We start from the raw sequence: 15,711 nt of genomic DNA on the forward strand, positions 1-15,711 counted from the left end.
GTTACGCGTGAATCGCTCTATTTGCAGTGGCTGCCAGCGCCGCTTCTTTCAAGGCCTCTGTAAAGGTAGGGTGAGCATGGCAAATACGTCCGATATCTTCGGCAGAAGCACGGTATTCCATGGCTACAACCGCCTCAGCGATCATATCAGCCGCACGTGGGCCAATCATGTGTACACCTAATACTTCGTCAGTATCTGCATCTGCTAATACCTTAATGAAACCATCTGTATCGCCTGATGCTTTCGCACGGCCCGATGCTTTAAAGGAGAAGCTTCCAGCTTTGTATTTTTTACCCGCTTCTTTCAATTGTTCCTCGGTAAGTCCAACGGAAGCAACCTCAGGCCATGTGTATACTACACCCGGGATTAAGTTATAATCGATATGCGGTTTCTGACCAACGATGTGTTCCGCCACATAGATACCTTCATCTTCCGCTTTATGCGCAAGCATGGCACCACGAACCACATCACCAATAGCATAAACACCTGGTACCGAAGTTTCCATGTGCTCATTCACCGTGATTTTATTTCCTCTTTCTTCGGTTTTCAAACCGATGTTTTCTAAGCCTAAACCTTCGGTATAAGCTGTTCTACCTACAGCCACGATACAGTAATCGCCTTCTAAGGTTACGGTTTGTCCTTTAGCATCTTCAGCCGTTACGGTTACTTTTTTGCCTTTGGCAGTAGCACCAGTAACTTTATGGCTTAAGAAGAATTCCATGCCTAAGTTTTTCTTCAATACGCGTTGCAATTCTTTACCTAATCCGCCATCCATGGTAGCGATGATAGATTTTGCATATTCCACAACCGATACTTTAGCACCTAAGCGTGCGTATACCGATCCTAACTCTAAACCGATTACACCACCACCGATTACAATCAGGTGCTTCGGCACTTCTGTTAAGTTTAACGCTTCTGTTGAAGTAATGATGCGTTGTTTATCAACCGGTAAGAAAGGTAATGCTGTAGGTTTAGAACCTGTAGCAATAATGATGTTTTTACCTTTGATTTCTTCTGTTGAACCATCGTTCTTTGTGATTTTGATGGTGTTTTTATCAACAAATGAGCCTAACCCTTCGTATCCGTCGATTTTGTTTTTCTTGAATAGGAAAGAGATACCAGCAGTATTTTGAGCAATGACGTCGTTCTTACGAGCGATCATCTGTTTCATATCAATTTTCAATGAGCTCAAGCTGATACCGTGCGTTGCGAAGTTGTGCGCAGCGTTATGATAATGTTCAGATGAGTCTAATAGGGCTTTCGAAGGAATACAACCTACATTTAAACAGGTACCACCATAGGTGCTGTATTTTTCAATTACCGCAGTTTTCAAACCTAATTGGGCACAACGGATAGCAGCAACATATCCACCAGGGCCACTACCGATTACAATTACGTCGTATTGCATAGCGTCTTTTTTATATTTTTTTATGGCCCAAATTTACTATTTAAATAGCTATTTAACGAAAGCATTTCAATATTTAGGCAACTTAATTTCCGCATAAATGACGTTAAAATAACATCTTAGCAATCATTTAAAAGAAAAGCCCCGACAGGCGGGGCTTTTTATCTTTTCCAGTGTAGGCCGAATTATTCAGCTACAATTTTACCTTGCATAATACCAAAGTGACCTGGGAAACTACATAAGTATGGATAAACCCCTTTTTCTAATGTAAAAGTGATTTTATCAGATTCACCTGGACCTAAAAGTTTCGTGTGAGCAACGATAGAAGTCAATGCTGATTTAGGGATATACTCATTATCAGCAGCTGAAGCAGCTTCACCACCAAACGTAGGGATATCTACACCAGGTTTTAAAACCACAAAGTTATGACCCATAGCTTCTTTAGGCATTTTACCAACGTTGTTCAACGTCAATTCTACAGGCTCACCCGCTTTTACACGGATTAAGTTAATGTTATACTGCATTTGATCATTCCCTTCAACGGTCCATGTGTTTGATAAAGTTACATTCTCAATACCAGGAACAGTCTCTTCAGCTGCAGCAGGGGTTTCTGCAGGGGTTGATTCGGTTGTTGTAGTCTCCTCTTTTTTCTCTGCATTGTTACCACATGAAGAGATTCCAATTGCTAGGGCAAGGGCAGGAGCTAAAAATAATTTTTTCATAACTAAACTTTAATATAATTTATTCGAATTTACTACAAATTATTTAGTATAACGATTGTTAACCTAATAAATGCAATTATTATTAGGATTTTAGCTTTGTTGTGACAGCCACAATTTTCTGATACAATTCAATCGGATCAAAGGGCTTCCCAATCACCCCATCGGCACCTGCCTGAAAGGCGGCAGCCTGCTCATGTTCCAATACCGAAGCCGAAATCGTGATAATCGGAATACCGTGCTTCTCGGGTGTAATGTGGTTCTTGATTTCCTTGATGGCTTCAAAACCACTCATAATAGGCATATGGGTATCCATCAAGATCAGGTCATAATGGTTGGCTTCCACCTTTTCCAAGGCCAAACGACCGTTGCGCACAATATCTACCTCACAATTCCAGCTGCGCAGCATATGCGCCAGCATAAAGGAGTTCAGGTCGTTGTCTTCGGCCACCAACACACGCATGTCTTGTAGCTTCGGAAAGGTGTTGTAAGAAGGGTCGCTGCTTTCCTTGCTTTCATCTGCCGGGCTTGTCGCCTCAAACCAGCCTTCAAAGAAAAATTCCGAACCTTCCCCATATACGCTGCTGGCACCCACCTGTCCGTTCAGCAATTTCGCCAGGCGCTTCACAATAGCTAAGCCCAATCCGGTGCCACCAAACTTCTTGGTAATGCCGTCATCGGCTTGCTCAAAGGCCAAGAAAATCTTATCTACCGATTCCTCTTTAATCCCAATGCCTGTATCTTTTACCGTATAGCGCAGCAGGAAATTGTTTTCTCGTTGCTCCAGGATATTGATGTGCAGGGTGATGCTACCCTTTTCCGTAAACTTCAAGCTGTTGGAAATAAAGTTACTGATGATCTGCTGCAGACGCAGGGAATCGTAGCGGATGTATTGCGGCACCCCATCGTCCACCTGAATTTTAAAATCCAGCGCCTTATGGTTGGCCTTAATTTTATAGATGCGGTTAATATCCTCGATCATCTTATCCAAACTAAAATCTTCGAATTCGATCTTCAGCATGCCTGAATCAATCTTGGAAAGATCCAGAATATCGTTAATAATCAATAATAAAGATTGGGAGGCATTGTCTAGGCGTTTCAACCAGTCGCGTTGCTCGTTGGAAAGATCCGAGCTTTTAAACATATGCATAATCCCCATAATGCCATTGATCGGCGTACGGATTTCATGACTCATATTCGCCAGGAAAATCTCCTTTGATTTTCGCGCTTGTATGGCTTCCTCCTTGGTTTGTAAAAGCTCTAACCGCGATTCTTCCAGTTCCTTGTTTTTCTCTTTTATTTCTTGCTGAATAATAATCTGCTGCACAAAAGACTTTACTTTCGCAATGGTAATCTCCGGGTTCAGCGGTTTGTAAAGGTAGTCTACGGCACCACTTTCCAGCCCCTGCAGCAAGTACTTGTCTTCTTTTGAAATGGCCGTAACCATAATCGCCATAATATGGCTGGTCTTCGGATTAGACTTGAGGATGGAAACAAACTCAAAACCATTGATCTTCGGCATCTGTACATCCACCAAGGCAATGGAGATTTCTTCCTTCCAACAGATCTTTAATGCATCGTTCGGATCGGTCGATGAAATGATGTTCACATGTTCAACATCCTGCAATAAAGCATGTAAACTGATGATGTTTTCTTCTTTATCATCAAGGAGTAAAATGTTGATCGTCTTCATTATAGCATTAAATTAGTTGACTAAAGAAATCTATGATTTCAGCGTTATTCAGTGTCTTTATTTTTTTGGAAACCGTCATGCCGCTTCTAGGCATGGTGTCTATTTTGGCGTCCTTAGGGTCCTGTATATAACAGGTTGCCTGCATTTCCAATAGGCGTTTCAGCCCGTAGGTTCCGTCGGTGTTAGCACCCGACAGCAAGAAGGCGGTACCCTTATCTTGGTAGATGTCGGCCATCGATTCGAAGAATACATCGATAGAGGGCCTTGAAAATTGCACCGGCTCAGAGATATCCAAGGAAAAGCTAAAATGAGGCTCTATCAACAGGTGATATCCCGGCGGGGCGAAGTAAATATTATCCGGAAGGACGGTCATTTTGTCCTTCACGGAGATGACTTTCTTATTGAGTCGTTGTGATAAACTGGATTCTATTTTTGTTTCATATTTCGAATTCCGATGCAACACCACCACTATGGCCACAGAAAAATGTGCCGGTAGGCTTTCCAGGAGCTCCACGATCAATTCGTAAGCGCCTGCCGAGCCGCCAATGGCAATCATGTGGGTTGCAGGTTTCTCGATCATTATTTAATCTTTTGATAAATATTCAACTCTTTATCAACCACCTTGAAATTCTTCATGACCTCATGTCGAATCAAGGTCTCTTTGGTGCCTAGGCATAAAAAACCAAACAAGGCCAGCGACTCATAAAAGAGGTTGATCACCCGTTCTTGAAGTTTTAAATCAAAGTAGATCAACACATTGCGGCAGGTAATCAAATGAAACTCGTTGAAAACCTGATCGCTGGCAAGGTTATGCGTAGAAAACAAAATATTCTGCCGCAGATCATGATTGATGATCGCCGCATCATAACGCGCTGTGTAATATGAAGAAAAATTCTCCTTCAAATGAATAGCATTGAAGTTCTCGGTATACTCTTTAAACTTCTTCAAAGGATAGATGCCTTTTTTTGCTACATCCAATACCTGGCTGTTTATATCCGTGCCATAAATAAAGGCACGCTCGTTCAATTGTTGTTCTTTTAGTAATATCGCTAAGGAATAGACCTCCTCACCCGTCGAGCAGCCCGCACTCCATATTTTGATGCGTTGAAAGCTGGAAAGGTAGGGCAGGATATCGCTATTCAGTTTCCGGTAAAAAGCAGGATCCCGGAACATCTCCGTCACATTTACCGTCACTTCCTGAATAAAGTAGGTTTGAAAACCCGGCAAATTCACCAAAGCATTCTTCAAATCCACAATATCCATGTGCTCCAAGCCCATGATACGTTGTATCCGCCGCTTAAGCGACGAACGCGTGTACCCGGAAAGATCAAATCCGGAGATGTTCTTTAATAAGAACACCAGGTCTTCAATCTCCGCAAAGCTTAACTCATGCGTTTCGTTTAACTCAGCCATACTTGCATTAATGAAACAAGTTTATCGATGTCAATAGGCTTACTGATGTAATCACTAGCACCCAATTCGATCGATTTCTCGCGATCTCCCTTCATGGCTTTTGCCGTAACAGCGATAATAGGGAGGTTGTTGTTCTTTTTATCTTTCCGGATTTCCTGAATCGCTTCATAACCATCCATCTCCGGCATCATAATATCCATCAGCACGATATCAATTTGCTTGCCAGTTTCGTTTACCAGTTCCACGGCTTCCTTGCCGTTGTTGGCAATCTCAATCTGCATGTTATATTGCTGCAGCGAGGAAGTCAAAGCAAAAACATTGCGCATGTCATCGTCAGCAATCAATACGCGTTTCCCTTCCAAATTAGAGGTGCCATAAGTCGCCTTGTTGGCCACTTTTTCGGCATTCTTCATCGGGTTATAACTCGGTTCGGTCAACTTGTTCAAAAAGAGGTTAACCTCATCGATTAGGCGGGTATTGGATTTACTCGACTTCAATACCATCGATTGGGTATGGCGCATAATGCGTTCCGTCTGTTCGGTGGTCAGGTCATAGGCCGTATTGATAATCACCGGCAAGCGCTCGAATTTATCCTTCGCTTTAATCTGATCCAACATTTCTAAACCGCTACCATCCGGCAATTTAATATCCAGAATAATGCAGTCTATATTTGGTTCCTGCTCCAGTTTCTTCAATCCCGATTCAATAGTAAAGGCCTGGATGACGTTGATCTGCTGTTCTGCGAAGGCTTTTTTGATCAAATCGCTCTGAAACTCCTGGTCTTCAATCAACAAGATCTTTTTAACCCCTTTGTTAAGGTTTAGTTTAATATTCTCAAAGGCCGAAGCAATGCTCGATTCGGTAACCGGTTTAGACATAAAGCCGATAGCGCCGTCCTCCAGAAATTCTTTTTTATCGAAACTCGCGGCCGACATCATGTGAATAGGAATATGCTTGGTTTCCTCGGTGTTCTTCAAGGTGCGTAACACTTCCCAACCATCGGCAATCGGTAACATCACATCCAGAATAATCGCATCCGGAATTTGTGCTTTGGCCATTTGAATACCCGTTTCACCATCATAGGCTTGGTTAGCTTTAAAACCATAACCTTCAGCGAAGCTTTTCAGAATTTCCGAGAAGTTGATGTCATCCTCAATAATCAAAATATTCTTCTCGCCCGGTTCTAGTTTTAAGGCCGCCAATGGCGCTGCCGCTTTCGGTTTTTCTTTCCCTTCCTGCTTGCGGGTTTCCTTTGCTGCTTCCCGGATGGCAGGCTCCGCAACAGCATGGCTCATTTCCATGTCGCTGGCCATATAAGGAATAATCAAGGTGAATTTACTGCCTACACCCGATTCACTCTCCAACGTAATGCGGCCGCCAAGCAAGGAGGCAATTTCTTTGGAGATGGAAAGACCTAAGCCCGTACCACCATATTTACGGCTGGTGGAGCCATCTTCCTGACGGAAGGCTTCGAAAATAATCGCCTGTTTCTCTTTGGAGATACCGATCCCCGAGTCCTTCACCGTAAAATGCAGGTTGTTTTGCAAGAGCTGCACTTTCAATTCAATGTTGCCATTCTTCTCGGTAAACTTAAAGGCATTCGATAAGAAGTTCTTGGTCACTTGTTCCAGGCGATACTCATCCGTCACAAAGCTTTCCGGTGCTTCCGTAATATCAATCTGGAAGTTGATGTTTTTATCGCCAGCCATCTCCTTAAATAGGCTTTCCACATTCTGCGCAAAATCCGCCGTACGAATTGATTCTCTATTGATGTCGACTTTACCCGATTCTATCTTGGCCAAGTCTAACAGTTCATTGATTAATTGCAACAGATCAGATCCTGCATTATAGATTACAGAAGAATACTTGATTTGATCTTCGGTGAGGTTCTGCAGCTTATTATCTTGTAAAAGCTTCGCTAAAATCAAGATACTGTTTAATGGCGTGCGCAGTTCATGACTCATATTGGCCATAAATTCCGATTTGTATTTGCTGGCCTGCTCCACCTCGGCAATTTTCAGCTCTACCTCAGCCTGCGCCGTTTTCAAGTCATCATTGCGTTTCTCCAGCTCGCTGGCCTTTTCGTTTAATTCCTTATTGGCCTGCGAAAGTTCTTCCTGTTGCACCCGCAATTCTTCTTCTGAAGCCTCCAAGAGGTTGGTTTTATACACCAATTCCTCATTGGTAATGCGTAATTCTTCTTGCTGTGCTTCCAGCTCCTCGGTTTGATGCTGTGTTTCTGCCAACAGATCTTCTACCAGACTTTGATCCTGACGCGATTTAATCGCCGATCCGATGGCTCTACTTGCACGGCCTAAGAAATTCACGATGTTCTCGTGCTTCTCATCCGGGAAGCTGCCGAATACCTCAATGATACCGATGCAGTAATCTTCAAAAATAATCGGGAAGATGATGACCTCTGCCGGAAGCTCCGCAATAATGCTGGTATTTATTTTTATATCCTTTAAGTCGGAAACTTTAATAATCTGTGGCGTTTTCGATTCGGCAACTTCACCAATTATACCTTCGCCAATCATTATGTTTTTGGGCAGTTGTTTCTCGTCCAAGCCAAATGAACTGCGTAAAGCCATTTCATACGAGTCTACTTTCCGAATGTAGATGGTGCCGGAATAACTGTTCAATACTTCTTTCACAATGGCTAAGGCATGGTTAGCAATGCTATGCTCAGAGAGGTTGCCACTAATAATGGTATGTACCTTGGCTGAATTATTTAACACCCAATTGAGTTCCTCCATCTGCTGATTCGTCTGCAAGAATTGCTCATTTAATTCTTTTTCTTTCAGCGAAGTGCGGCGTAGGTAATCGAGGATGTTTAAAATTTGATAGATCACAAACAGAATCACGATTAAGGCCAATAATCCTAATGCGATGCTGATGTTGCGGGTGGTATTTAGTTTATCGAGCTTCTGAAGGGTTTTCAGGGAACGCTGGCTAATCACTTCGTTCGAAAAGTCATTGCTCGCCGTCATTATGAGCTCTTGCTCGTCGGCTAATACACTGGAAATGCTGTCTAAGTTGTTGGCCGACTTGCGCTCGCTATGGCTTAAGATTTGATGGGAAACCTCCTTCAACTTTACCGTATTGTGCGGAATGCTATCGAAAAGAATATTCGTTTGGGCAAGCTTATTAATGATTTCATTGATCTGGTTGCCGGCACGCTCGCGCGAATAGGCACTCACATTATGCTCTAAGGAATTGAACTTGGAAATTTGCTGAATTTCCATTTCCCATTCTTGTAATAAGTAGAATTTCTCCTGCGCCAAATCCAGGTAATCCTTCATGGCATTGGTGTATTCCTTTTGTTTCCCCATAAAATACCAAAAGGAACCTATAATCACCAAGGTCGCCAGCACAATGCTAAACATCGCGCGCCAGCGTAAAGTATTAAGTTTCGTGATTTCAATTGTCATATGTTAACCATTAAAAGGTATATCTATACGTGCAATGTGTTTTATAGCATTCGGCATCTAATGCCTGCATTACCCGGAGCATAGGTTTATTGAAACTGCCAATCCAGTTCATTTGAATCTCCTGATAACCGCTTTTCCGTTTTTCCCGAAATTGCGAGGCGAACTTAAAAATTAGTGCGCTTTCTACCCCACGACCTTGAAAGTCGGGGTGGATGCCAAAAACGAAGCCAAGCATTGTTGGACATTGTTTCCATGTTTTTCGATACAAAAGTCTGAATTTTTGGTAAATGTTTAAACTTCCATGCCGTAAAAATTTCACAATGAGCTGGTTTAAGTCTGGAATATTCACAAAAAAACCGATTGCTTGCCCCTTGAAGTAAGCAAACCAGATTATTTTTTTATCTAAAATAGGTTTTAATTTAGCGAGAAGCTGCTGCACTTGGGGCAAGGTTAAGGGGTTTACCCCCTCCATATGTTGCCAGGCAGCATTGTAGATGGTTAGAAATTGTTCCGCCAGGCTGTCGGTACTCAATCCGCGGCTGTCGGCAAACTGATAGTCGGGCTGCGCCATGATCCGAGCGGCCCTACGTTTCAGACTTGCACTCAGTGGGGCATGCAGCGCCCTGCGGAAGGTATACTGCCAAAACAAGGGCTGAAAGCCATACTGCTGAAATAGCGCCTGATAATAGGGCGGATGGTAGAACATGCCATATACAGGAGGGTGAAAGCCATCAATCAGTAAGCCCCACCATTGGTCGCGGTTGCCGAAATTTACCGGGCCATCCATTTGGGTCAGTCCTTGCGCTGCGAGCCAGGTTTTCGCCTGCTCGAACAGCATATCGGCCGCTTCTTGGCTGTCTATGCATTCAAAAAAGCCACAGCCTGCCTGCTGTTGTTGCTGCTGTTTGTCCATATGATGAAAGGCAGCGATTCGGCCAATACAGGTACCATCGGGATGCAGCAAAATCCATCGGCAAGCCTTGCCCTGTGAAAAAGCGGGATTCAATTTCTTATCAAAAACCGACTCGATATCCTGATTCATAGGATGGATATAAGCGGGGTTCTGTTTGTTTATCCGGGCCGGAAGGTCTAAAAAAAGTTTTATGCGTTCTGGATGGTTTACTTCCAATAGTTGCATAATGTTTATATCAATTAGTCAAGAATTAAATATAGTTAATAATTCATCAGTAAATATGTTTAAACTGAAAATGGGCTCTTGTGTGTTAAATAAAATTTATATCTTTAGTAAATTGAAGTTTTTATTAATCTTAAATTAAATGGATCCAGCTTTTCAACTCGTATTAATCATTATTGGGGCAGTTATTGCCATTATTTTCCTATTGTATATCCTGCCTGTAAACCTTTGGTTTACCGCCCAATTATCGAATGTTAAAATTAGTTTATTAAACCTCGTGTTAATGCGTCTACGGAAAGTATCTCCAGCCTTGGTGACCAATGCCATGATTACTTCCACCAAAGCCGGATTAAAAATTACCACGAACGAAATCGAAACCCACTACCTCGCCGGAGGGAATGTGAATAAAGTAATTAAAGCCTTAATCTCTGCCGATAAGGCCAATATTCCGTTAGACTTTAAATTGGCTACTGCTATTGACCTTGCCGGTCGTGATGTGTTTGATGCTGTACAGCTGTCGGTAAATCCGCAGGTCATCAATACGCCTCCCGTGGCGGCCGTTGCCAAAGACGGTATTCAGTTAATTGCGAAAGCCAGAGTAACGGTGCGTGCCAACATCAACCAATTAGTGGGTGGTGCTGGTGAAGAAACAATCCTGGCCCGTGTAGGCGAGGGTATTGTAACAACCATTGGTTCTTCCGCCAACCATAAGGAGGTGTTGGAAAATCCTGACCGTATTTCTAAAACCGTATTATCTAAAGGCTTGGACTCCGGTACAGCCTTTGAAATCCTTTCCATTGATATTGCTGACATCGATATCGGTGAAAACGTAGGGGCTAAATTACAGACCGACCAAGCAGAGGCCGATTTGAAAGTAGCCAATGCGCGTGCTGAAGAACGCCGTGCCATGGCCGTAGCTTCTGAGCAAGAAATGCGCGCCAAAGCACAGGAAGCCAAAGCAAAAGTAATTGAAGCAGAATCGCAGGTGCCTTTAGCAATGGCGGAAGCCTTCAGAAACGGAAACCTCGGTGTGATGGATTACTACAAAATGCAGAACATCCAAGCCGATACCGATATGCGCACATCCATCTCCAAGCCCAACGGCCCCGAGAAAAAGTAACAACTAACCACCTTAATAGGGCCCTTTAACCTTTTTTAAACAGGAAGAAGGTGCCCATATCTATCACCCGAAGCGTAGCGATTGCTGCCTTTCGGGTGTTTTTGTTTATGCACTAGCCTAGGGCAAGAACTGCTTTCTCCCTTTTTAGATCCCTTTCACTCCCCTTTCACACCCGTATTAACCCCCTTTGCAATAGGGTAAGATAGGGGGGTGAAAGGGGAGAGGTTACTGTCGTAATTTTGCCATTATGATTTCATAGTGCTATCATCGTGCTGTCATCGTGCTGTCATCGTGCTGTCATCGTGAGCGGAGTCGAACGACTGGTACGTCAGTGCAGGTAGTACGCCATAATACGCATTGAAATAATGGCAATATTAAAAATAGTTGTTCATGGATGTTGGCGCAAAATGGTTTTAATAAGTTTGTTAGGTGTTGCTGATTGCACTGACGTACCAGTCGTTCGACTCCGCTCACGATGACAATACTTGCCGGCACGTAATATAAAGCGGGCCGCAGTTTGTAAGCAAAGCTTAACAAGCAATACTACTAAATGTCATCACTTTCCAATAAATTTTGCAAACATTTTACCCTCTCACGATGACAGCACGTAATAATAAGCCTCCCCTGTTTAAAAGCACTGCCCACCTTCCCGTACCCCACGAAAAAACCCTGACGATGGGCGCCAGGGTTTGATACTAACCAATTATAAACCTAAATTATGAAAAGACAAATTTTAACTAATAATTCTACTTATCCTTCGAATTATGACACAAAGGTAAAGCAAGAATTTAATTTTGCAAAGGATTTGGAAGAAAAAGTTTCCCCTGCAACTAATTTCTGACAATTCTCTGATTTAACTGTTATAACAAATAAAATATTGGCAATATTAGATTAATAAGAACAAAAGGTTAATTGAAATATTCCTCTTATTTTTGAACAAAGGACAACAAAATGATTTTTCAAAAGTTTTCAAAGATAAAAGCGGTGATCTTGGATGTGGATGGTGTGCTGACGGATGGTACCCTTCAAGTGACCGAAGCGGGCGAGCAATTGCGGACTTTCTATGTGAAGGATGGCTATGCCATGCAGCTTGCCGTGAAGATGGGTTTGCACTTATGGGTCATTTCCGGGGGCAAGTCGGAGGGCGTTCGCAAACGCTTGGAAGGTTTGGGTATTCAAGAGATTCACCTGGGGGTGAGCAATAAGCGGGATGTATTGGAAAGTTTGATGCAGCAGTATGAAATTGAATCGGAATACCTGCTCTATGTTGGCGATGATATGCCCGATTATGAAGTGATGCAACTGGTGGGTATTGCCGCCTGTCCGCAGGATGCCGTAGAAGATATCAAGCAGATTAGCCATTACATGTCGCCGTTTAAAGGTGGGCGTGGTGTGGTGCGCGATATTTTGGAGAAGATATTGAAGATTCAAGGGATGTGGGGGGTAGAAACCCAGATAAAAAGTGTTTAATGTTATTACAAGAAAAATTAAAAGATATCCGCATTATTCTGGGGTCGCAATCGCCGCGGCGGAAAGAATTGCTGGCTTCCATGGATTTGGATTTTACCGTTGAAGTGAAGGAAACGGATGAAACCTTTGATGCAAACGCCTCGGCGGTAGCTATTGTGCGGGCGATTGCAGAAGCTAAATTAAATGCGTTTGATAGCGCTGCCTACCAGGATGCCTTGGTGATTTGCGCCGATACAATTGTAGTGAATGAAGAAGGGGAGGTGCTGGGTAAGCCCCGCGATTTGGCGGAGGCAAAGGCGGTTATTGCCTCGCTATCCGGCCGTGCACATTTGGTCTATACTGCGGTGGCTTTAGCCTTTCAAGGGCAACGCTTTTCCTTTGCTGAAGAAACAAAGGTTTGGTTCAGTACCTTATCTAACGAAGAGATTGCCTACTATGTAGATCGCTATCAACCCTTGGATAAGGCAGGTTCTTATGGTATTCAGGAATGGATAGGCAGAATCGGCATTAAACAGATTGCCGGATCGTATGAGAACGTGATAGGGCTGCCAACAGCCCGTTTGCAACAAGAATTGAAACGACTAGTATAGAAAAAGGGGCCTTAAGCCCCTTTTCTTATTTAATATGGTAACGGATGCCGGTATAGAACATGCGTCCTGTAATCGGTCCCCATACCAGGTTGGTATCGAAATTGGCACCGAAAGGATCATCATACGCTAAGATCGGGTCCTTTTGATAGTAGTTGGTAAAGTTCTCCGCACCTACATAGAGGTCGAAGTTTTTGTTTTTACCAAAGCTCCGACTTACCTGCGCATTCATGGTTACATAGGCATCAGATCGTGTTGCGGTTTGCTGACTAGAGGTTGATGCTGTCTGCGGTAAGCGTTTTGTGCCCACGGCGTTCAAGGTATAATCGAAACTCCAGCCTGAATGCAGGTTATAAGCCAGGTTTAAGAAACCCCGGTGTTTTGCATTCAATGGTTTTTCTAAACGGCCCGATTCGTAATCGGTTTTAACATCCAGCATCCGGTAGGCCATACGTGCCTCAAAGTGCTGCATCGGCATGAACCGGAATTCCGCCTGAATACTGTTGGAATAAGACTTGCCCTGTAGGTTATAGAAACTTACTTGTTGGCTCTCTTCCCAATCGATTACCACTTGGTTTTCGAAATTATTGTGGAAGAGCTCTACCGAAATGCCAGACTCACGACCAAATAATTGGAAGTTCTGGTCAATGGTAATCCCGGTGTTCCAAGATACTTCGGGCTTTAAACCATAGGCATTAGGTTGTGCTGTTAGGCCGACTAAGTCCTGAATTACACGGCTGGACGCAAAGATTCCTAAGTTTTCTGCAAAGATATTGGCGGTACGTTGTCCGCGGCCCGAGCTTAAACGCAAGGTAGTACCCAAAGCCGGTTGATAGCGTAGAACCGCACGTGGGGTGGTAAACCATCCATAGAGGTTGTTATAATCTTGACGTAAGCCTAAAACAGCGTCGAAATTCTCCGATGGGCTGAAGGTATATTCAGCAAAGGCACCGGTAGTGGTTTCTTTGCGACCAAAGTTCAAGAGGTAATCTTGTTGCTGCTGTGTTTTGCGGCCTATTTCTTCGTCCAGATTATCGTGCTGAACGGAAGCCCCTACTTTATATTTATGAGCTACCGAGCCTAAGATATCTTGGTATAGTAAGTTGGCGTAGATCGACTTCTGCTCATTGTCATAGGTGTTGTGGCCGAAGAAGCTTTCTTGCTTGTAGCGGCTGGCCGAAAGCTGCAAGCCTATACTGCGGTGCTTATTGTCTGCAAATACATAGCCTAGTTTTCCGAAACCTTCAATACGCTGGTTATTGAAGCCTAAACCATAGCGGTTCTGCCCAAATTTGTCGGTATCTTCATTGAAATCTACTTGACCACCAATACGATCGTCGTGCAGGAATTTCACGCCGAACTGCGCAATAACACCTTTTCCGTTTTCATAATGCCAACGGTTAATACCGGAGAATAAGTTCCCCACGGGGATATCTCGGAAACCATTATCACTGAAGTTCATCTTCTTATTGTACATAAAGTTGTCGTGCAATAAGAGGCCTACCGACCATTTTTCGTTCAGGTGATGTGCTAAGTTTAAGTTGATATCCGTACGGCCCATATTGTTGGCGTAGGCATTCAGGAATAACTTCTCGCTGTTATGTGGTTTTTTAAGTTCAATATTAATCTGTCCGGCCATGTTTTCAAAGCCATTGGCTACGGAGCCAATCCCTTTACTGATGTTGATGGCTTCGATCCAGGTACCGGCGATGCTGTTTAAGCCCAAGGGGGCCGAGAAAGCACGTGGTCCCGGTAAGCCTTCTACCGTTAACTGCGTATAGATGCCACTTAAGCCTAACATCTGGATTTGCTTGCTACCCGTTACGGCATCGCTACTGACCACATCCACCGATGCGGTGGTGGTAAAGCTTTCACTCAGGTCGCAACATGCCGCTTTAAACAGTTCCTTCGCGGTTAAGGTTTCAATGCGGTTAGGCGTAAGTTTGGAGATGTAATTTGATTTCTGACGGCGGGAAATAACTATTTCCTTAAGCACATTGTTCTTGGCTTGCACCACGACTATGTCATGCAGATTTTTCACCTCTACGGTGTCACTTTGCATGCCTGCATGGGAAATGACCAAATAACGGAAAGGTTTCACGTGCATAATTTTGAAAACGCCGTTTTCATTGGTTTTCACCTTTTTCGCAGGTTCGTCTGCCCAGTAAACGGTTACTTCCGCAATGGGTTTTAAATCGCCTTTGTCGTTTTCATCGACTACCACGCCGGTTACTTCATGGTCATGATCGTGGTTGTGACCACCATCTTCGTCATGCTTCGCATGGTCGTGTCCGGCATGGTCATGCCCTTCATGGTTGTGGTCATGTCCTTCATGGTCATGATCGTCGTGCTTATGGCCTTCGTGATCGTGGCCCTCATGGTCGTGATCATCATCACCTAAGCGTTCGTAAAGGCAACATTCGTGTAACACTTCATAAATTTCATCTGCGGCACGATGCGTGTCGGTATCATGGCCGGCAGCTGCAATCTGCTTCTTGATATGATCGATGGATACTTTGTTTGTATCTACTTTTACGGTGGCTAGATGGCTGTTTTGGCTCCACTCGATACTTTGTGCTCCAGCTTCTTTACCTGCTTTTTCGATGCGTTTTTTACACATGGCACAATTGCCGGTCACTTCAAAACTTACGGTGGTTAAAGCTGTTTGGGCCTGTGCTAAAGCCCCACAAAATAATAATATTAGGATTGGGAAAATTCTATATAAGTACATGTTAATT

General features: G+C 43.6%; 12 protein-coding genes. 4 read left to right on the forward strand and 8 right to left on the reverse strand.

Translation table 11 applies throughout. The features are described 5' to 3' along the window. Position 1: 1 nt before the first annotated feature. The 7 genes from lpdA to GQF63_RS14805 form a co-directional block, all read right to left on the reverse strand. Positions 2-1,408, reverse strand: coding sequence for a dihydrolipoyl dehydrogenase (gene lpdA / locus GQF63_RS14775; protein ID WP_160370013.1), 1,407 nt, complete (start codon positions 1,406-1,408; stop codon positions 2-4). Between the two features lie 182 nt (positions 1,409-1,590). Beyond that, complete coding sequence (locus tag GQF63_RS14780; protein WP_160370014.1) at positions 1,591-2,127, reverse strand: plastocyanin/azurin family copper-binding protein; 537 nt, start codon at positions 2,125-2,127, stop codon at positions 1,591-1,593. Positions 2,128-2,209: 82 nt separating this feature from the next. After that, positions 2,210-3,817 carry a response regulator gene (locus tag GQF63_RS14785; protein WP_160370015.1) on the reverse strand — a complete coding sequence of 536 codons (1,608 nt, stop codon included), beginning with the start codon at positions 3,815-3,817 and terminating at the stop codon, positions 2,210-2,212. Positions 3,818-3,824: 7 nt separating this feature from the next. Next, positions 3,825-4,397 (reverse strand): chemotaxis protein CheB, encoded by a 573-nt coding sequence (locus GQF63_RS14790; protein ID WP_160370016.1) that lies wholly within the window; start codon positions 4,395-4,397, stop codon positions 3,825-3,827. Further along, positions 4,397-5,230: a CheR family methyltransferase gene (locus tag GQF63_RS14795; RefSeq protein ID WP_160370017.1), complete on the reverse strand. Its 834-nt coding sequence runs from the start codon at positions 5,228-5,230 to the stop codon at positions 4,397-4,399. Before GQF63_RS14795 ends, GQF63_RS14790 begins: the two co-directional genes overlap by 1 nt. Continuing rightward, a complete protein-coding gene (locus GQF63_RS14800; protein WP_160370018.1) occupies positions 5,218-8,661 on the reverse strand; it encodes a hybrid sensor histidine kinase/response regulator in 3,444 nt (1,147 codons plus the stop codon). Before GQF63_RS14800 ends, GQF63_RS14795 begins: the two co-directional genes overlap by 13 nt. A 10-nt stretch (positions 8,662-8,671) precedes the next feature. Beyond that, positions 8,672-9,799, reverse strand: a complete 1,128-nt coding sequence (locus GQF63_RS14805) for a hypothetical protein (protein WP_160370019.1) — start codon at positions 9,797-9,799, stop codon at positions 8,672-8,674. A 139-nt stretch (positions 9,800-9,938) separates the two neighbouring features. Between GQF63_RS14805 and floA the strand changes: the two genes are divergently transcribed. The 4 genes from floA to GQF63_RS14820 all read left to right on the forward strand — a co-directional run bounded on the left by floA (position 9,939) and on the right by GQF63_RS14820 (position 12,976). Then, positions 9,939-10,916: a flotillin-like protein FloA gene (gene floA / locus GQF63_RS14810; protein ID WP_160370020.1), complete on the forward strand. Its 978-nt coding sequence runs from the start codon at positions 9,939-9,941 to the stop codon at positions 10,914-10,916. 718 nt (positions 10,917-11,634) lie between these two features. Then, a complete protein-coding gene (locus tag GQF63_RS19885) occupies positions 11,635-11,757 on the forward strand; it encodes a hypothetical protein (RefSeq protein WP_281346845.1) in 123 nt (40 codons plus the stop codon). A 110-nt stretch (positions 11,758-11,867) separates the two neighbouring features. Next, positions 11,868-12,386 carry a KdsC family phosphatase gene (locus GQF63_RS14815; RefSeq protein WP_160370021.1) on the forward strand — a complete coding sequence of 173 codons (519 nt, stop codon included), beginning with the start codon at positions 11,868-11,870 and terminating at the stop codon, positions 12,384-12,386. Then, on the forward strand, positions 12,386-12,976 hold the full coding sequence (locus GQF63_RS14820) for a Maf family protein (RefSeq protein ID WP_160370022.1): 591 nt from the start codon (positions 12,386-12,388) through the stop codon (positions 12,974-12,976). Before GQF63_RS14815 ends, GQF63_RS14820 begins: the two co-directional genes overlap by 1 nt. Before the next feature lie 25 nt (positions 12,977-13,001). Here the strand turns inward: GQF63_RS14820 and GQF63_RS14825 are convergent, their stop codons facing one another. Further along, positions 13,002-15,704 (reverse strand): TonB-dependent receptor domain-containing protein, encoded by a 2,703-nt coding sequence (locus GQF63_RS14825; protein WP_160370023.1) that lies wholly within the window; start codon positions 15,702-15,704, stop codon positions 13,002-13,004. Between the last annotated feature and the right edge of the window lie 7 nt (positions 15,705-15,711).

The organism is Sphingobacterium humi, assembly GCF_009768885.1.
Classification (GTDB): domain Bacteria; phylum Bacteroidota; class Bacteroidia; order Sphingobacteriales; family Sphingobacteriaceae; genus Sphingobacterium; species Sphingobacterium humi.